General features: G+C 70.1%; 3 protein-coding genes. All 3 read right to left on the reverse strand.

Annotated elements, in window-relative coordinates:
• Nucleotides 1-3: 3 nt before the first annotated feature.
• From LZC94_10115 to LZC94_10125, 3 genes are read right to left on the reverse strand one after another with little or no spacing between them, the layout of a single operon-like run.
• The gene (locus LZC94_10115) at nt 4-4422 is read right to left on the reverse strand and encodes an amino acid adenylation domain-containing protein (protein WXB17615.1); all 4419 of its coding nucleotides are present in this window, start codon (nt 4420-4422) and stop codon (nt 4-6) included.
• Complete coding sequence (locus LZC94_10120) at nt 4419-13517, reverse strand: amino acid adenylation domain-containing protein (protein WXB17616.1); 9099 nt, start codon at nt 13515-13517, stop codon at nt 4419-4421. Before LZC94_10120 ends, LZC94_10115 begins: the two co-directional genes overlap by 4 nt.
• 6 nt (nt 13518-13523) lie before the next feature.
• Nucleotides 13524-20486, reverse strand: a complete 6963-nt coding sequence (locus LZC94_10125; protein WXB17617.1) for a condensation domain-containing protein — start codon at nt 20484-20486, stop codon at nt 13524-13526.

Genomic DNA, 20486 nt, shown 5'->3' on the forward strand with positions numbered 1-20486 from the left:
CCGTCAGGGTGGCGCGAGCAAACGATCCAGCGCGGCGCGCACGCTGGTCGTTGCCTCGCCGCTTTGCACGGCGGCCAGGTGATCGCCCGGTACGCGGACGGTGTGCACGGCGCCGCCGGTGAACGCTTGCCAGTCGACGGCCGGGCCGCCGTAGTTTTCGATCGTCTCCTCGCTCCACCAGACGCAAAGGGACGCGCGCAGAGCACGCGCGGGCAGCGCGTTCAGAAAGAGCGCGGCGTCGCGGAGTAGGACGTAACGGTGCCAAAATGCGGCGGCCGGGGCGTCCTCGGGAAGAAAGCCCCGCGCCTGGGCCCAAATGGCGGCTTGCTCCACGCGCTCGCGGGCGGCGAGGCGGTCGAGGCGCTCCTTCAAGGCGCGAAGCTCCTCTTGCGGCAGCGCCAAGAGCTCCTCGCGGCGATGGGGATCGATGTACCCCGCGAGCTCGGATACGACGTCGGGCGCTTCGCCCGTGTACAGGTGGGTGCGCGGCTGCGTATCGAGGATGCCGAGAAATCCGACCGACTCGCCCCGCGCTTCGAGCACGCGCGCGACACCGAGGGCGAGGACGCCGCCCAACGACCACCCAAGTAGATGGTACGGGCCGCGCGGCTGGTACGCTTGCACCTCGCGGGCGAGCGCCTCGGTGATGAATGGAATCGAATCGTCTTCGTGGCCCAACACCGAGCCGAGGTCGAGCCCGAGCACGGGGCGATCGTCGCCGAGGGCGTCGGCCAGCGGCTGATACGCCGTGACATGGCGGCCCGTGGGGTCCACGCAGAACAGGGGAGGACGCGCATGCGCCGAAGGTGACGCTTGGCGGAGGGCTACGATGGTCGAGGAGGCTCGCGCGCCCGCGCCTGCATTTGCGACGGCGTTCGCACGTGCATCGGCGGCAGCGTTTGCGTCTGCATTTGCGACGGCGTTCGCACGTGCATCGGCGACGGCGTTCGCGTCTGCATTTGCGACGGCGTTCGCACGTGCATCGGCGGCAGCGTTCGCGTCTGCATTTGCGACGGCGTTCGCGTCTGCATTTACGACGGCGTTCGCACGTGCATCGGCGACGGCGTTCGCGTCTGCATTTGCGACGGCGTTCGCGTCTGCATCGGCGGCAGCGTTTGCGTGGGCGCCCGCCTCTAGGCTTTGGCCGGCGCGGGCTTGGGCGATGAGCTCGGCCAGGCCGGCAACGGTGGGGGCACGAAAGATGGCCATCAGCGAGAGCCCGGTGCCGAACGATTGCTGGATTCGGTGCATCAGCGGAATGGCGAGCAGCGAGTGCCCGCCCAACGCGAAGAAGTCGTCGTCTACGCCCACCTTTGCGACCCCGAGCACGTCGGCCCAAATGCGCGCGAGCGTCTCCTCGATGGGGGTGCGGGGCGCGACATGAGCGTGCTTGGCGCGCCGGTCCGCGGGGCTGGGGAGGGCCTTGCGATCCACCTTGCCGTTGGCCGTGAGGGGGAGCCGCGGAAGGACCACGATGTCCGTGGGGAGCATGTAGTCGGGCAGCCGGGGGACGAGGAACTCGCGCACCTTCGCGGGGTCGAGCTTCTCGTGGGGTTTTTCGTCGAGCTGCTTCGGGACCACGTATGCGACGAGCGCGAAGCCCTCGTCCTGCCGCGCCAGGACGATGGCTTGGCCGACCGCGGGATGTTCCGACAAGCGCGCCTCGATCTCGCCCAGCTCCACGCGGAACCCGCGGATCTTGAGCTGATGGTCGCGGCGCCCGAGGAACTCGACGGTGCCGTCGGGGCGGTACCTCGCGAGGTCGCCCGTTCGATAGAGGCGCGCGCCCGCCGCGAAGGGATGCGGCACGAAGCGCTCGGCGGTGAGATCGGGCCGGCCCAGGTAGCCGCGCGCCAGACCGGCGCCGCCGAGATAGAGCTCGCCCACCGTGCCGACGGCCGCGGGCTCGAGGTCCGTGTCGAGAATGTACGATTCATCGCCGGGCAGCGGCCGCCCGATGGGCACCGACGCGCAACCGAATCGATCGCGCAGATCGCGAAGGGGCAAAACGAGCGCGCCCACGGTGGTCTCGGTGGGGCCGTAGTGGTTGACCACCGCGCACGTGCCGCCGAGCGCGGCGATCCGATCGGCGAGCGCCATCGGGAGCGCCTCTCCGCCGAGCACGAGGAGGCGCCGCGGCAACACGGCCCGGCCTTGCCCGGCGTCGAGCAACGCGCCGAGGTGGGACGGGACGATCTTCAACACGTCGAGCGCGTATCGTTCGGTGTATTCTGCAAATTTTTGCCCGTCCGTGGCCGTCTCGTAGTCGATCACATGGAGGCATCCGCCCGTGGCCAGGGACGCAAAGATGCTGGTGTTGCCTAGATCGGCGCTCAAGGTCGTGACGGTCGCGAAGTGGAGGCCGGGCTCGATGTCGAGCGCTCCGCAGAGCGCCTGCGTGTAGTTGGCGATGCCGCGATGGGTGATGGCGACGCCCTTCGGCACGCCCGTCGACCCCGACGTAAAAATGACGGACGCGAGATCGTCGAGCCGGGGGGTGACGTCCGGGTTTGCGTCCTGGTCGGGGGCAGGGGAGCCGTCGACTCGAACGATGGCGCAGCCCGTGTGCGGCCACGCCTCGTCGCGGTTCGTGAGCACGATGGAGAAGGCGCCTTGCCGGAGCTGCTGCAGGAGACGCTCGGAGGGCGCCTGCGGATCGAGCGGAGCATAGGCGCCGCCGGCCTTGAGGACGCCCAGAAGGCCGACGATCATGTCGGCGGAGCGCTCGCAGCAGAGACCGACGGGGCTCCCGGGCTTCAAGCCTCGGCGCGACAGCTCGCGCGCAAGTCGATTGGCGCGGCGATTGAGCTCCCGGTACGTCAAGCGCTGCTCGCCGCAGATGACCGCGAGCGAGTCCGGCCTTCGCGCGGCTTGCTGCTCGAAGGCGCGCTGGAGGAGCCGCGGCGCCGAATCTGGGGCTTTGCCGCGGCCATCGGTGAGCCTGCGCGCGCGCTCGGGCGCCCCGAGGATGCGAAGCGCGCCCACGGGTGCGTCCCACGATGACTCCAAGGTGCCCACGAGCGCGACGTACTGCTCGGCGAGGGTCGCGGCACCGCCGCTCGATACGCGATGGGTATCGTACCAGATCGTCACCGACGCGCCGTCATCGCGCACGCCGTCGTCGCCACGTACGCCGTCGCCACGTACGCCGTCGCCACGTACGCCGTCGCCACGTACGCCGTCGCCACGTACGCCGTCGCTACGTACATCGTCGCCACGTGCGCCGCGCACGACGGACAGCGCGAGCTTGAGACCCGGTGGCCCCATGCACTGCGCCTCGAGTTGCCAGGACGTGCCCGAGGCCATCACCGCCTTCGGAATTTCGTCGTAAGCAAATCCTACCCAATCCGATGTGCCATGCTGCACCGCGGGCCACTCCGCCGTGCGCTCGGGCGCATCCTGGTCGAGCGGATCGAGCCCCTCGTCGAGCGCAGCCTCCACCCGCCGCACGAGCTCACCGAACGACACCGCTTCGTCGACGCGGCACACGGCCGGCATCCAGCTCGCCACGGGCCCCATCACCTCGTGAAGCTCCTCCACGTGCCGCCCCGCGGAGAGGACGGCCACGCCGAGCTCCTTTCGCACGTTTTGCGCGCCGAGCCCGGGCGAGAGACGCGCGCGGTGCACGAGCCAGGCCGCCAATAGAAGCGCCGATACCGTCGTCCCCTGACGGCGCGCCAGGGCTTCGAGCCCGATCGCCACGCGAGCCTCGACGCCCAGCTCCACCCGCGCATACACCGCGCGCGCCCCGTCCGAGGCGTCTTCGAACGGCAGGACGATGGGGGCGGCCGAAGGCGCTTGCGAGGCCAAAGGCGAGACGTCTCCACCGCCGGAGAGCTCGTTCTGCCACTCCGAATATTGCGCGTACTGCGCGGGCTCCTCCGATCCTTCGGGCGGCCCGGCGCGGTGCGCGTAGGCCTCGGCGAGCTCCCGCACGAAGAGGCGCAAGGTCCATGCGTCGGCCGAGAGCGCCGGCAGGACCAGGAGGAGCTCGTGGTGCTCGGCGCCGCGCCGGAGGAGGGTCACGTCGAGCACGGGGCCGAGGGCCAGGTCGAAATCCCGCCGCGCCGCCTCTTGCCACAAGGTGGCGATGGTGGCGCGCTGTTCGCTCTCCGGAAGACCCTCGAGCTCGATGTAGCGCCATGCAAAGGCGCCCGCGCCGGCTCGTTGGAGCGGGAACTTGAGGCGCGCGTCGCGATGGAAGGTCGTGCGCAAAATCTCGTGGCGCGCGACGACATCCCGCAACGCGCGCGCGAGCCTCTCGTGCTCGATGCGGCCAAAGGCCCGAACGCGCGCCCGCGCGGTGGCCGAGACGCCGTGCTGGTGCAGGGCCCAGAGGCGCCGCTGCACGGGGGAGAGTCGAACGCCCTCCAGCGCGAGGCCGGTGGTTTCGATCGCAGGTGCTTCCGCGTGGGTCGTCACGGGGTCGTCTCCAGGCCCTCGGCGCGCGCGAGATCGGCGTGCGACACCATTTGGCCCATGGCCACCACGATTTTGCGCGGGCCCTTGAAGGGATCGCGGGCGTGGGCCACGAGCATATTGTCGAGCATCAGCAGATCGCCGCTCTGCCACGGGTTGCGCACGGCGCAGCGTTCGTAGATTTCGCCGAGAACGCGGGTGGTGCCTTCGTCGATGGGCGAGCCGTCGCCGTACGAGACATGGCGCGGCAACCATCGCTCGCCGAGCATGGCCAAGAGCGACTCGCGCACCGGTGCCTCCAGGTACGCGGGGTGGTGGAGCTGGATCTGATTGAAGAAGACCCATTCGCCCGTCTTGGGGTGCCGGAGCACGGCCGGGCCGCGCTGGCTGATACGAAGGCGCCCTCCGTCCATCCAATCGCAGCGCATGCCGCCCGCGCGGCAGCGCTCCTCCACCACCATGGGCTCGCTCGTATGAAAGAAGTCCTGCCAGCTCACGTCGTATCCGGGGGTGAAGTTTCGTACGTACAGGAGGCCCAATCGCTGAAAGCGCGCGCGGAGCTCGGGCGAGAGCGCCTCGTACAGACGGCGGCAGTCGACGATGGGCGTGGCGCCGCCTTCGGGCGAAGCTTGTGTGCAGAAGAACCACTGCTTGAGCGGCCAGCGCGGCAGGTGCGAGCTCTCGTTGTGGAAGAGGATCGCCTTGTCGGCGGGATACGGTGTCGAGCCGTATACGTCCTTTCCGGCCTTCTCGCGCGGCAGATCGCCGTATTCGCCGAATAGCTCGCCGGTCACGTTTCGCGCCACCTGCTCGAAGTCCTGGACCGACCTCAGGCCGAAACCGCGGAACAGCAGCGCGCCATGACGGGCGAGCTGCTCGTCGATGAACCCGCGCTCCGCCTGCGCCCACGCCGCGAGATCCACGTCGGGCAGGGCCGGCTCGACGATGAGCGGCATCGTCTCGGTGGGCTTGGCGAGGCGCGTGGTGATGAAGGCGTTCATTGGAGCCTGCACCTGGGACGTCGCCGGGGTGGCCGTCGGGGCGGCCGCGCGCTTGAAGCTCTTGAGGCCTCCCGCGGGGAGCGCGCGGCTTCGTTTGGTGCGCTCCTTTGGCTCCGCGGCCGCGAGGGCCGTGATGCGGCTCTCCGGCTCGGCGGCGATGCGCCGCAGGATGGCGAGCAGCGACGCGGCCATGGTCTCGATGGTCGTCGCCTCGAACATTTCGGCGCGGTACTTCCAAACGCCGATCATGCCGTCGCGCGTCTCCTCCACGAACAGGGCGAGGTCGAAGCGGGCGGTGTCCCACGCGAGGTCCATCCCGCGGAAGTGAAGTCCGGGCAGCTCCAGCTCGGACGCGGGGGTGTTCTGCATGACGAACAACGTCTGCACCAACGGGTGGCGCCCCGGGACGCGCGGCGCGCGGACGGCGTCGACGACCTGTTCGAAGGGGAGATCCTGGTGCGCGTACGCTTCCAGGGTCGTCTCGCGAACGCGGCCGAGGAGCTCGCGGAAGGTGGGCGCACCGCCCAGATCCGTGCGCAGGACCAGCAGGTTGACGAAGAAGCCGATGAGCCCCTCGGTCTCCACCCGGCCGCGGCCCGCCACGTCGGTCCCGATGAGGAGATCCGTTTGCCCCGTGCGCTGAAAGAGCAGGACCTCGAAGGCGGCCAGCAAGGTCATGAACAAGGTCGCGCCTTCCTGCCGGCCAAGGTCTCGAAGGGCGTTCGCGAGCTCGGGCTCGAGAGCCATCTCGAGGCGTCCGCCGCGGTAGCTCGGTGCACCCGTGGATGCATGCGTGAGCGCAGGATCGGGGCGGAGATCGAGCGCGGGCGGAGCATCGTGGAGGCGCTGCCTCCAGTAGCCGAGGTGCGCCTCGCGCGCGGGGCCGCGCATCCATTGGCGCTGCCAGACGGCGAAGTCCGCGTACTGGATCGGGAGCGGGCGGAGCGTCGAAGGACGCCCTGCGCGCGCCGTATCGTAGAGCTCCGCGAGCTCCGCCACGAGCACGCTCATGGACCAGCCGTCCGCCACGATGTGGTGCGCGACCAGGACGAGCACGTGCTCGTCTGCGCCCAGCTCGACGGCGGCCACGCGGAGCAAGGGGCCGCGGCCGAGGTCGAACGGGCGGCTCGCGTGCGCGGTGGCGATGGCCTGCACGCGGGCCTCGTGGTCTCCGGCCGGAGTATCCGAGAGATCGAACACCTCGAAGGGCACCTTTGCGCCCTGCGCGATCACCTGCACCGGCTCGCCGTCCTTCAGGGCGAACGAGGTGCGCAGCGCTTCGTGGCGCGCGATGAGCGCCGCGAGGCTCCGCTCGAACACGGCCAGATCGAGACGGCCGGTGACGCGAACGGCGGCCGTCATGTTGTACTCGGCGCTGTCGGGCTCGAGCTGCGCGAGGAACCACAGTCGCTGCTGGGCGAACGACAGGGGGAGCGGCTCGTCCCGCGGCACCGCGACGAGGGCGGGGGCCTTCGCGAGGTCGCGGGCGCGCCGGGTGTCGATGTCGCGCGCGAGCTCGGCCACCGTGGGATGGTCGAACAGGCTGCGAAGGGGCAACTCGACGCCAAAGGCGCGGCGCACGCGCGAGACGACGCGCGTGGCCAGGAGCGAGTGGCCGCCGAGGTCGAAGAAGCTCTGGTCGGTGCCGATGCGGTCGCGCCCGAGGACCTCGCCCCAGATGCCGGCGAGGACGTCCTCCGTCGGTGTGCGCGGGAGCTCGATGGCCGAGGGGGCGGCGGGCGTTTCGGCCGAGGAAAGCGCCTGGCGATCCACCTTGCCGTTGGGGGTGAGCGGCAGGGCGGGAAGAAGCACGAACCGGGTGGGGATCATATAATCGGGCAGCGTCTCCCTCAAAAATTCGCGCAGCTGCGCGGGGGTGAGCGGCGGCTCGACCTGCGAAGCTTGCGCGACGTGCGCGCTCGGGGCGGTCTGCGCGCTCGGGGCGGTCTGCGCGCTCGGGGCGACGTGCGGGAGCCCATCGCCGCCGGTGGCCACGTAGCCGACGAGCTGCTGTCCGCCTGCCGGGGGGGCGTGCACGAGCACGGCGGCGGCGTGGACCCTCGGGTGCTCGGCGAGGCGCACTTCGATTTCGCCGAGCTCGATGCGAAAGCCGCGGACCTTGACCTGGTGATCGCGCCGGCCGAGAAATTCGAGGGTGCCATCCTCGAGCCGGCGCGCGAGATCGCCGGTGCGGTACATGCGGGCGCCGGGCTCGCGGCGGAAAGGATCGGGCACGAAGACCTCGGCCGTTCGCCGCGGGTCGTGGAGGTATCCGCGACCGACACCGACCCCTCCGACGCAAAGCTCGCCGATGGCGCCGATGGGGGCGAGCGCATCGCCCGCGAGGACGTGGAGCTGCACGTTGGGAACGGCGCGCCCGATGGGGACGTGCGCCGCGTCGGGCTCCAGCGCGGCGGTGAGCACATGGAGCGCCACGTCGTCGGCGCACTCCGCGGGGCCATAGGCGTTCATGAGGGGCACGTGCGGGAATCGCTCGAACCATTTCCGGCACAGATCGGGGGTGAGCGCTTCGCCGGTGGGGAGCATCCAACGCAAGCGCGAGAACGCCTCGTTCGAGGCTTGGAGCTGCACGATCTCGCGCAGCAGAGACGGGACCAACTCCAGCACGGTGATGCCTTGGGCCTCGGCCTCCTCGAGCAGCCGCGGGGGATCCGCCACCACGTCGCCGGGGACGATGTGCACGCGCGCGCCGCAGAGCAGCGCCGAGAGGAGCTGCCAGACGGAGATGTCGAAGCACTGCGAGGCCGTTTGCCCGACGACGTCGCGCGCGGTGAGCGAGAGCGCAGGGATCTTGCCCCATACGTTGTTGAGCATCCCCGCGTGCTCCACCATGGCGCCCTTCGGCGTTCCGGTCGATCCGCTCGTGTAAATCACGTACGCGAGGTGCCCCGGCCCGGGTAGCTCGCCCTCGGGCGCCTCCTTCGCGTCGCGGGCATCGGACGGGAGCTCTTCGCGCAGGACGAGCCGCGGTCGTTCGGCCTCCGGGAGACGGGCCAGCGCGTCCGAGAGCGCAGGACCCCACGCCCGGGACGTCAACACCACCCGAGCGCGGCTCGTCGCGATGACCTGGGCGAGACGCGACGACGGATGCGACGGGTCGAGCGGGAGATACACACCGCCGGCCTTGAGCACGCCGACGGCCGCGACGACCAGGTCGATGTCGCGCTCCTCGAGGACGGCCACGATGCCGTCCGGGCCCACCCCTTCGGCGCGGAGCGCCCGCGCCACGCGGTTGGCCGCGCCGTTCAATCCGGCGTACGTCAGCCGGCGCCCGCGGCAGGAGACGGCGTCCGCGCCCGGCGTTTTTCGGACCTGGGACTCGAAGATCGCGACATACGACGCGGCGGGGGGCGCTTCGCCCGCGGTGGTGTTCCACGCGCCGAGCAATCGCTCTTGTTCGTCGGCGCCGAGCAGACCGATGTCGCCCAGCCGCGCGTTCGAGGATCGAACCATGTCCTCGAGGGCGCGACTCAGGTGATCGAGCATCCGGCGGACGGCCAGGGCATCGAACCATCGCTCGTCGTAGGAGAGGCGCACGCCGAGCCGGGCGCCGGGATAGGCCACGACCGTCATCGGATAGTTCGTGTGGACGCGGTCGTGCTCGAAGGAGAGTCGGACGTCGCCCACCTGCTCGCCCAGCCGCGGATCGAGCGGCGCGTTCTCGAAGACCACCAAGCTGTTGAAGAGCGATTGCCCATTGGGTAGCTCGCTCCACTGCTGCATTTGCACCAGCGGCGGATATTCGTATTGGCGTATTCGGTAATTGTGGGTGAGCAGCTCCTGGAGCCAAGGTACGATCGGCTGCTCGGGCGAGACGCGCACCCGGAGGGGCAATGTATTGATGAACAGCCCCACGATGGATTCGACCCCGGGCAGCTCGGTCGGCCGGCCGGCCACCGTCACCCCGAACAGCACGTCGCGGTTGCCGCTGTAGCGGCTCAAAAGCAGCGCCCAGGCGCCTTGGACCAAGGTGTTCACCGTGAGCTGGTGCCGCTGCGCGAACGCGGCGATCGCCTGGCTGGCCGAGGGCGATAGCTCGATGAACGCATCGCCCATGGTGTCGGCGGGCTCCACGTCGTCTTTGAGGATGCGCTCCACCCCGAGCCGCGTTGGGGACGAAAAGCCGCGGAGCTCCGCGCGCCAGAACTGCTCGCCGGCGGCCAAGTCCCGGCCGTCGAGCCACGCGATGTAGTCTCGGTACGGGCGCGGCATCGGCAAGGCGATCGGCTGCTTCGCGCGCAGCGCGCCGTAAAAGGAGAGGCACTCCATCATGAGCACCGAGAAGCACCAGTCGTCGGTGAGGATGTGATGGAAGCTGCGCACGATGCGGTAGGTCGCGTCGGCCATGCGAAAGAGGCGGATCCGCATGAGCGGCGCGCAGGTCATGTCGAAGCCCGCGCGAAGCTCGGACTCGAGGGTCTCGTCCACGCGCGCCTGCTTCTCGGCCTCCGGCAGCTCGCGCAGATCGTGCACCTGAACGACGTCCGCCGCGTGGACGCGCCGGACGATCTGCAGCGGTCGTTCGAGATCGTTCCACGCGAACGAGGTCCGCAGGATCGGGTGCCGATCGATGACCTTCTGCCACGCCTCGATGAGCAGGGGGACGTCGAGCGGGCCCTCCCACGTGTAATGCTGCTGCATCAAGTAGACGCCCGAGCTCGGGTTGAGCAAGGTATGAAAGAGCATCCCTTGCTGCATCGGCGACAGCGGGTAGACGTCGTCGATGCTCGCGGGCTCGGGCAGAAGGCGCTCGATCGCCTCGGGGGTGAGGCCGCTGAGGTTGGCCATCTTTGGCGGCGCGGGGTCGGGGGCCACGGCCTCGGGGAGCGCGGGCGCGGCCTTTTTGACGATGGCCACCGCCGATGCTTTGGCCACCGTGGGGTGCTCGAGGAGCTGCTTTGGATTGAGCTTGACGCCGCGCTGGTTGGCGCGCGCGATGACTTGCAAGCTCCGGATGGAATCGCCGCCAAGGCCGAAGAAGTTGTCGTGGATGCTGACCCGTTCCTTCCCGAGGACGTCGGCCCACACCTGGGCGAGGATGGACTCGACCTCGTTGCGCGGGGCCACGAAGGCGGTGGGATCCGGTGTTTGCGTTTGGCCCGGCGCGGGGAGCGCGGCGCGGTCGATCTTGCCGTTGGGGGTGAGCGGCAGCGCGGCGAGGGGCACGATCACCTTCGGGAGCATGTAATCGGGGAGCCGCCGGCCCAGCGATGCAAGCAGCGCCGCCTCGTCGAGCTCGGCGCGATGCTCGGATGCCGCGACGCCTTCGGCGCGATGCTCGGACGCCGCGACCACGTAGGCCACGAGCCGCTTCGCGCCCGCGTCGTCGTGCACCACGACCACGGCCTCGCGCACCTGGGGCTCTTCGCGGAGGGCCGACTCGATTTCACCGAGCTCGATGCGGTAGCCGCGCAGCTTGATTTGATGATCCGTTCGCCCCAGGAACTCGATGGCACCATCGCTTCGGTAACGAGCCCTGTCGCCGGTGCGGTACAAGCGCGCGCCGGGGGTCGTGCCGAACGGATCGGGGAGGAACCGCTCGGCGGTCAGGCGCGCGCGATCGTGGTAGCCACGCGCCACGCCGGCGCCGCCGAGGTAGAGCTCACCGGGGACGCCGGCCGGCACCGGCTGCATGTTCGGATCGAGGATGTACGCTTGCGTATTCGAGAGAGGCCGGCCGACGGGGAGCGACGCGGTCGTTCGCGGGGCATCGCGAGGGACCTCCCATGTGAGGGTGCCCACCGTGGTCTCCGTCGGACCGTAGTGGTTGACGACCGCGCAGTCCGGCGCGAGCGCTCGAATTTTGTCCACCAGCTCACCGCTCGCCGCCTCACCCCCCAGCACCAGGCAGCGACGCGGCAGCACCCGCCCGGGATCCTTGGCCTCGAGCAGACCCGCGAGGTGACTCGGAACGATCTTGAGGCCGTCCACCGCGTGCTGGCGCATGTACTCGGCCATGCGATCGGGGTCGAAGATTCGCTCGTCGGCGAGCACGTGCAACGTGCGCCCCGAGCAGAGCGCGCCGAACAGCGACGTGTGCCCCAGATCGGCCGCCACCGTGGAGACGAAGGCCAGGCTGGTGCTCCCGGCGAGCGGGAGGCGCGCGAGCGCCGCGCGCACGTAGCTCACGAGCTGGCGGTGCTCCACGGCGACGCCTTTCGGGCGCCCTGTCGAGCCGGAGGTGTAAATGAGATACGCCAATTGCTCCGGGCGGGCGCGCACCTGCTCGCGCGCGAGCGGCGAAGAGCCCTCGGCGGCGAGGGAAGGGTCGGCCACGTCCACGAGGGTGAGCCCTTCGCCGAAGGTGGCCTCGGCGCCGGAGCTCGCGATGACCACGCGCGCGCCGCTGTCGAGGGCGATGTCCCGCTGCCGCTCGCGGGGGAACTTGGGGTCGAGCGGCACGTATGCGGCGCCGGCTTTGAGCACGCCGAGCAGGCCGACGATCATCTCCACCGAGCGCGGGGCGCAAAGAACGACCCGGTCCTCGGCGCCGATCCCCAGCGCGCGCAGCCGGCGCGCGACGCGGTTGGCGCGCGCGTCGAGCTCGCGGTACGAGAGGCGCGCGTCCTCGCAGACGACGGCGAGGGTGTCGGGGTGGCGTCTGGCTTCGGCCTCGAACAGCTCGTGGACGCACGCCGCGGTGGGGGCCAGCGCCTCGGTGGGGAGCGTCGCGTTCCAGTCGACGAGGATCCGCTGGCGTTCGCGCTCGTTCATGAGGGGCAGCTCGCCCAGGCGCGCGTCCGGTCGCGCGGCCATCGCCTCGAGCAGGGTGGCGCATCGGTCGAGCAGGCGGGATGCGCCTTCGTGCGTGAAGCGGCGGCGCTCGTAACAAAGAACGAGCCGGAGCTCGCTCGTGGGCTCGACGATCAAGGAGAGCGGGTAATTGTTTCGTCCGGCCGTCAGAACGGCGTCGCCGGCGGGGCGGCTTGGCCTGGGCAGGGCGCGAACGCGAAGATCGGCGGGCATGTCGGCCACGTCCTCCTCGGGGTAGCTGTCGAAGACGACGATGCTCTCGAAGAGCGACTGCCCGCCCGGCACCTCGCTCCAGCGCTGCAGCTGCGACAGCGGTGTCCACTCGTGCTGGCGTAGCTCGCTGTTTCGATCCTGCAGCCGCTGCAGCCAGGGGCCCAGCGGCTCATGGTCGGCCATGGAAACGCGGATGGGCAAGGTGTTGATGAGCAGACCGACGATGCTGTCCGAGCCCTCCAGATCCGGTGGCCGGCCCGACACGGTGGAGCCGAAGACCACCTCGGACCCGCCGCCATGCCGGTGCAGAAGGCACGACCACGCGCCCTGCACCAAGGTGTTGAGCGTGATCCGATGGCGGCGCGCGCACGCGGCGAGGGCCTCGGTCTGGGCGCTCGAGAAGCGGAGCTCGCGCTCGGCGTACGGGAACGCGTCGTCCTCCAGCGCACGACCGGGCAACGCATCGGTGGGGAGCGCGGTCGGCGCTCGGAAGCCAGCCAGGGCGCCGCGCCAGAACGCCTCGGCGTCGGACTCGTTTCGAGCTTTCACCCACCCGAGGTACTCGCGGTAAGGGCGGGCCGGCGGCAGATCCAGCTTCGTGGCGGCGACCAGGGCATGGTACGCGATCAGCGCCTCCCGAAGGACCAGGGCGAAGCTCCAGCCGTCCAGCAAGATATGGTGGTGGCTGTTGACGAAGTACCAGGCGTCGTCCGCGATCCGGAGGAGGGCGAGGCGCATCAGGGGAGGCTTGAGAAAGTCGAAGCCGGCCCGGCGATCGCCGGCCAGGAATGTCGCGAGGTCTTCCTCGCGCGCCCGTTCACCGCGCCCGCGCCAATCATGGGATTGAAGAGGGATGGTCACCGCCTTGCGAGCGACTTGCACCGGCTTGGCGATGCCTTCCCAGGCGAAGCACGTGCGAAGGATCGGGTGCCGATCCACCACCGCTTGCCACGCGCGCGCGAAGGCCTCCGGATCGAGCTTGCCCTCCAGCAAAAAGCTGGTCTGCGTAAAGTAAGGGTCGCGCGCTTGGTCGGCGACGGCGTGAAAGAGCAAGCCCTCCTGCAGGGGGGAGAGGTGGAGAATCGACTCGATGTCCTTTTTCGTTTTCATGAAATCTCAATCCATTTGTCCGAGGATGGCGTCGAGCTCGTGAACCTCGAGTTGGACGTCGGGGAAGTCGGAGAGCGTGTACCCGCCGGCGTCGGGCGATATGCAGTGGGCGATCAGCTCCTCGAGCGCGTCGCGCCACGCGGCGCCGAGCGCCTCCACCGTCTCGCGCCGGTAGCGCGCCGCGCTGTAGCGCCACGTCGCCTCGAGCTTCCCGTCGTACACGGCCGCGTCGATCTCGAGCTCGTACGAGAGCGCGCCGCGCGGATCGTGCTCGGCGCCCGGCGACTCCTCGGCGAGGGGGAAGCGCGCGCGCGCGCCCACGATTTGGTCCCATTGTCCGAGGTAGTTGAAGGCGATGCCCACCGGCGGTAGCTCGCGCAGCCGCGCGGCGACGTCGCCCGTGCCGAGCTCCCGCACCACGCCGTAGGGCAGGCCATGGCGCGGGATCCGGCGCAGCTGCTCCTTGATGGACTTGAGCGCGTCGCCCGGGGCTGCGTCTGGGGCGATGTCGAGCACCACCGGGTGGGCGCTGGTGAACCAGCCCACCGTGCGTGAAAGGTCCATCTCGTCGCCGTCGGCCGTGAGGTCGCCGTCGCGCGCGCCAAGGGTGGGAAGGACATGGCGGCCATGGCCCTCGACCTCCAAGGCCACGGCACCCTCTCCCGTCCGGCGCCCGAGCGCCAGGCCCAGCGCGGTCAGCAAGACCTCCTCCACGCGCGTGCTGTACGCTTCGGACACGGTCTCCAAGAGGTTCCGCGTGGACGTCGCGCTCAAGCCTACGGTGATGGTCGCCGCCGTGGCCTCGGTTCGTTCGCCGGCGGGATGGTCGGGGGGAAGGGACGCGATCCGATCCCACGGCAGCCCGAGCCAGAAGGCGGCTTCGTCCTGGAGCGCGGGGTTTCGCGCCGCGAGCTCCAGGTGCTCGGCCCATCGTTTGAACGAGGTGCTCTTTTCGGGCAGCAGGATCGGCTCTCCGCGCCGGGCGTGATCGTACGCGGTCTCGAGATCCTCGAGCAGGATCTGCCACGAGACGCCGTCGACCACCAGGTGATGGGCGGCGAGGAGCAGGCGGCCGGGGCGGCCCGCTCCCAGGTCGAAGCCCACCACGCGCAGGACCGGACCGACGGTGAGCTCCAGGCTGGCCTGCCATCGGGTCGCGTGCGCTTCGATGGCCTGCGCGTGCTCGGCCTCGGGTACGCCGGAGAGATCGGCGCGATGCACGATGGTGGCCGGTTCGTCGGGCGCGTGCGTCTGACGCCAGCCGTCTGCTTGGCGGCCGTCGCGCACGTACCGCAGGCGCAGGGCGTCGTGGTGCCGTACGAGCGCGTGCGCGGCGGCCTCCAACGCGGGCCAGTCGAGGGGTTCGGCGACCGTGAGCAGGAGGGCTTGGTTCCAGTGGTGCGGGTTGGGTAAGTCGCGCGCGAAGAAGCGCCTTTGGATGGGGGTGAGCGGCGCTTCGCCGGTGATCGGGCCCTGCTCGTCGGGGGCGTCGGCGGTTCGGGCATGGGCGCGTGCGGCCGCGGCCAGCGCGGCGAGGGTCTGGTGTTTGAACATCTCGCGCGTGGTGATGCGCACGCGCGCTTGCCGGGCGCGTGCGACGACCTGCAGGCTCAGGATGGAGTCGCCGCCCAGCTCGAAGAAGTTGTCGTGTGGCTCCACGCGGTCGCGGCCCAGCACCGAGGCCCAGATCTGCGCCAATTGCTGGAGCTCGTAGCCTTCGGCGGTCGTCGTGGCTTCGGCGGTCGTCGTGGCTTCGGCGGACGCGGTGCTCTCGGCGGTCGGGGGCTCGTGCACGGGGCTGGGGGATGCGGCGATGACCCCGGCGTGCGCGGGAGCCGGGGCCTGCGCAGCCGGCGCGTGTGCGAGGCGAGGCGGCGCGGTGAACGGCAGCTCGGAGAGGCGCGCGGCCGGTTGCGCGACGATGCCCTCGAGCAGCGCGCGAAGATCGTCGGACATGCGTTGGATGGTGGGCGCCTCGAAGAGGTCCGTGCTGTACTCGAAGGCGCCACTGAGCTCGTCGCCATCGTGGGCCATGTGGAGGGAGAGGTCGAACTGGGCGGTGCCCGGGTCGACCTCGACGGGCAGGATCTCGAGCCCCGCGATGGGCGGCGCCTGGCCGGGGTTCTCCTGAAGGGAGAACATCACCTGGAACAACGGGGTCTGCCCGAGGTTGCGCGCCGGCCGTAAGGCCTGGACGAGGCGCTCGAACGGCAAATCCTGGTACGCCTGCGCCTTGAGCACCAGCTCGCGCACCCGAACGAGGAGCGCGGTGAACGACGGATCGCCCCCGAGATCCGTCCGCAGCACCAGCGTGTTGACGAAGAACCCGACGAGCCCTTCCAGCTCCACGTAGGTGCGGTTCGCGATGGGCGTGCCGATGCAAAGGTCCGTCTGGCCGCTGGAGCGCGCGAGCAATGCCTCGAACCCCGCGAGCAGCAGCATGAAGGACGTCACACCCTGGGCGCGTGCGAGCGCGCGGAGCGCATCGGCGAGGGCGCGCGGGAGGGTGAAGGTGTGACGGGCTCCCCGGTAGGAGCGCTCCGCGGGCCGCGGATGGTCCGTGGGCAGCGACAGCACCGGGGGAGCGCTGCCCAGGGTCTGCCGCCAGTAGGCGAGCTGCTCATCGAGGGCGGGGCCGTCGAGCCATTCGCGCTGCCATCGCGCGTAGTCCGCGTACTGGATGCCGAGGGGCGGGAGCACGCGTTCGAGGTCGCCGTTCGCGGCATAGAGCTCCGTCACCTCGCGGATCAAGACGCCCATGGACCAGCCGTCGGAGACGATGTGGTGGATCACGACCAGCAGCACGTGCTCGTGCTCCCCGAGCCGGACCAAGGTGATCCGAAGGAGCGGTCCCGCGATCAGGTCGAAGGGGCGGCGGGCGCGCTCCTCCAGCAAGGCGGGGGCCTCGTCGGGGGCCGCGCGGCGATCGACGAGCTCCATGTCGAGCGGCTGCTCGGCGCCCACGCGCATCACCGGTCGTCCGCCGTTGTCGTCGAAGCGCGTGCGCAGGGACTCATGACGCCGGACGACCGCCTCGAAGCTGCGTTTCAGCCGCGCCGGATCGAGCGGGCCGCGCAAGCGCACGGCTGCCGGGACGTTGTACGAGGCGGCGGTGGGCTCGAGCTGCGCGAGGAACCAGAGGCGCTCTTGGGCGAAGGAGAGCGGGAGCTCCGCCTCGCGCGGTCGTGCGATCAGCGGGGGCCGGGAGATGGTGGGCCGGTCTCGGAGGGCGTCGATCGCGCGCGCTTGGGCGGTGATGGTCGGCGTCTCGAAGAGCGCGCGAAGCGGCACCTCGAGGTTGAACACGCGGCGGATGCGCGCGAGGACCTGGGTCAGCATCAGCGAATGGCCGCCGAGATCGAAGAACGAATCGGAGGCGCCCACCCGCGGTAGGCTCAGCACGTCCGCCCAGATCCCCGCGAGGAGCTCCTCCGTCGGGGTGCGTGGAGCGAGCCAGCCTTGGGCGTCGCCCGCGTCGGGGGCAGGGAGCGCCCGTCGATCGACCTTGCCGTTCGGCGTGCGCGGCAGCGCCGAGAGGACGACGAAGGTCGGCGGCACCATGTAATCCGGCACGCGCTCGCGGAGCCACGCGCGGAGCTCGTCGACGGTCGCGCCCGCGCCCGCGGTGACGACATACGCCACGAGCCGCGTGACACCGGGTCGATCCTCGCGGACCACCACCACGGCCTCGGCGATGGCCGGATGCTCGCCGAGCCGTGCCTCGATCTCGCCGAGCTCGATGCGGAACCCTCGGACCTTGACCTGGTGATCGCGCCGGCCGGCAAACTCGATCGTGCCATCGGCCCGGTAGCGCCCCAGATCTCCGGTTCGGTACAAGTGGGCCCCTGGCTCGTCCTCGCGAAAGGGATCGGGGACGAACGACTCCGCCGTGCGCCGCGGCTCGCCCAGGTAGCCGCGGCCCACCCCGATGCCCCCGACGAAGATCTCACCGCACACGCCGATGGGCAGGGGCGACAGGAGGTGGTCGAGGACATAGAGCTGCAGGTGGTCCACGGCCTTGCCGATGGGGACCTGCGTTTCATCTTTTGGCGGCGGCGCCGTGAGCGGATGCAAGGCCACGTCGTCCGAGCACTCCGCGGGCCCGTAGGCGTTCATCAGGGGTACCGCCGGATAGCGTTCGAGCCAAGCGCGGACGAGGGCGGCCGGGAGGGCTTCGCCGGTGGGCAGGATCCAGCGGAGTCGCGCGAGCGCGGGCGGGGTGGGGGTGTCGCCGGCGGCGTCGAGCATGCCCTGGAGCACGGAGGGCACCACCTCGATGATGCGAATGCCACGCTGCTCGATGTGCTCGAGCAGGCGGGCGGGATCGCGCACGATGGCGTCGGGCACGATCTCGACCACCCCGCCGCAAAGAAGCGCGGTGAGGAACTGCCAGACGGAAATGTCGAAGCAGGGGGAAGCCGTTTGCGCGATGACGTCGCCCGGGACGAGCCCCAGACGCGGGAACTTGCTGAGCATGTTGTTCAACATGCCGCGCCGTTCGACCATGGCGCCCTTGGGCACCCCGGTGGATCCGCTCGTGTAGATCACGTAGGCGAGGTTGAACGGGCCGCCGCGGTCCGGCGGGTTTTCTTCGGGGCCGGGGTCGGCAGGCCGATGCTCGGGGGGGCGATGCTGGGCGGAGCCCGGGGGATCGGACGTAGGGGGAGCGCCCGGCGGCTCGTCGAGGGCGACGACGATCGGGCGCGCGTGGAGCGATCCCGCGAGGTGCTGCTCGGGAGGCCGGTGCTCGGCGGAGGCCGGGGCATTGGAGGTAGGAGCGCTCGGCAGCTCATTGAGGGCGACGACGATCGGGCGATGGCGCGCGTCGAGCGATCCCACGAGGTGCTGCTCGGCGGAGCGATGCTCGGGAGGCTGGTGCTCGGCGGAGGCCGGGGCATTGGAGGAAGGAGCGCGCGGTGGCTCGTCGAGGGCGACGACGATCGGGCGATGGCGCGCGTCGAGCGATCCCACGAGGTGCTGCTCGGCAGGCCGATGCTCGGGAGGCCGGTGCTCGGCGGAGGCCGGGGCATTGGAGGTAGGAGTGCTCGGCAGCTCATTGAGGGCGACGACGATCGGGCGATGGCGCACGTCGAGCGATCCCGCGAGGTGCTGCTCGGGAGGCCGGTGCTCGGCGGAGGCCGGGGCATTGGAGATAGGAGCGCCCGGCAGCTCGTCGAGGGCGACGACGATCGGGCGCGCGTCGAGCGATCCCGCGAGGCGCTCGAGGCGTTTGCGGTGGCGCGCGCGGGTCACGATCACGCGGGGCTCGCTGAGCGCGAGGATGCGCGCTACGCGATCGTCGGGGTAGTCCGGCTCGAGCGGGACGTATGCGCCGCCTGCCTTGAATACGGCGATGATCATGGTGAGCAGCTCGATCCCGCGCTCGTCGAGGAGGACCACCCGCTCCTCGGGGCCGATGCCGCGGGCCGCGAGCACGTGCGCCAGTTGGTTGGCGTCGCGATTCAGCTCGGCGTAGGTTCGCTGTCGATCGCCGCAGGTGACGGCCACGGCGTTGGGCGTTCGTGCCACTTGGGCGTGGAAGAGCGCCGCGTACGAGGAGAAATCGGCGGGGCTGGCGCGGGTGGTGTTCCACTCCACGAGGGCCGTTTGCCGCTCGGCCTGCGTGAGGAGCGGCAGATCGCCGAGCCGCGCGTCGGGATCGCGGGCCATCCCCGCGAGGAGCGTTCGCAGGTTGGCGAGCAGCCGCGCGGCGGTGTCCGGGTGGATGCGCGCGGGATCGTAGGAGAGCTTGAGCGGCAGCTCGAGGTCGACCCAGGACATCACGGTCAGCGGGTAGTTCGTGTGGACGCGGTCGCGCACCTGCTGGACGCGGAAGACCATGCGGCCATCGCGCAAGGTGGGATCGGTGGGGGCGTTCTCGAAGACGAACAAGCTCTGAAAGAGCGACTGACCGCGTTCGAGCTCGCTCCACCGCTGGATGTCGACCAGCGGCGCGTACTCGTATTGGCGGAGCTGGAGGTTTTGGTGGAGCAGCCCCACGAGCCACGGCAGGAGCGGTTGCTCCGGCGGCACCGCCACCCGCAGCGGCAAGGTGTTGATGAAGAGGCCGATGATCGACTCGACGTTCGGGAGCTCGGGAGGCCGCCCCGCGACGGTGACACCGAAGAGCACCTCGCGCTCCCCGCTGTAGTGGCTGAGGAGCAGCGCCCACGCGCCCTGCACGATCGTGTTGAGGGTGATGCGATGGCGCTGCGCCAACGACGACAGGATCTCGGTGGACTTGCGGTCCAGGCGGATCAGCACATCGTCGATGGTGGCGTCGTCGGCTCGAGCTTCGAGGCGGCGCTCGTCGATTCCGAGCTGCGTGGCGCTGGCGAAGCCTGCGAGGTAGCTCCGCCAGAACGCCTCGGCGGCGGGCAGATCTTGGCGCCCGAGCCAATCGATGTAGTCCTTGTACGGGCGCGCGGGGGCCAGGTTCGGTGTCTCGCCGCGGACCAGGGCCTCGTAGTGGGCGAGGAAGTCCATCATCAACGACGAGGTGCACCACTCGTCGAGCAAGATGTGGTGGAAGCTATGCACGAACTCGTAGGTCCGTTCGTCGAGCCGAATGAGCCGAAACCGGGTGAGCGGCGCCTTTCCGAAATCGAACCCCACGTCGAGCTCGGCCTGCAGCACCACGGCCAAACGAGCCTCTTGGGCCTCCTCGGGGAGGCCGCGCCAATCGAGGACTTCGAACGGCATCTCCACGCTTTTGTGAACGACTTGGAGCGGTCGCTTCTGGCTCTTCCAGACGAACGACGTGCGCAGGACCGGGTGCCTGGCGCCCACGTATTGCCAGGCTCGGACGAAGGCGTCGGGGTGCAGCTCGCCCTCGAGCCGATACCGGTTTTGCATCAGGTAGATGCCCGAGGTCGGCCGGAGCAGGGTGTGGAACAGCATGCCCTCCTGCATGGGGGAGAGGGCGTAGACGCTTTCGATGTTCGCGGAACGATCTGCCTTGTCGGTCAC

The sequence above is a fragment of the Sorangiineae bacterium MSr11954 genome, assembly GCA_037157815.1.
Lineage (GTDB): Bacteria > Myxococcota_A > Polyangia > Polyangiales > Polyangiaceae > Pendulispora > Pendulispora albinea.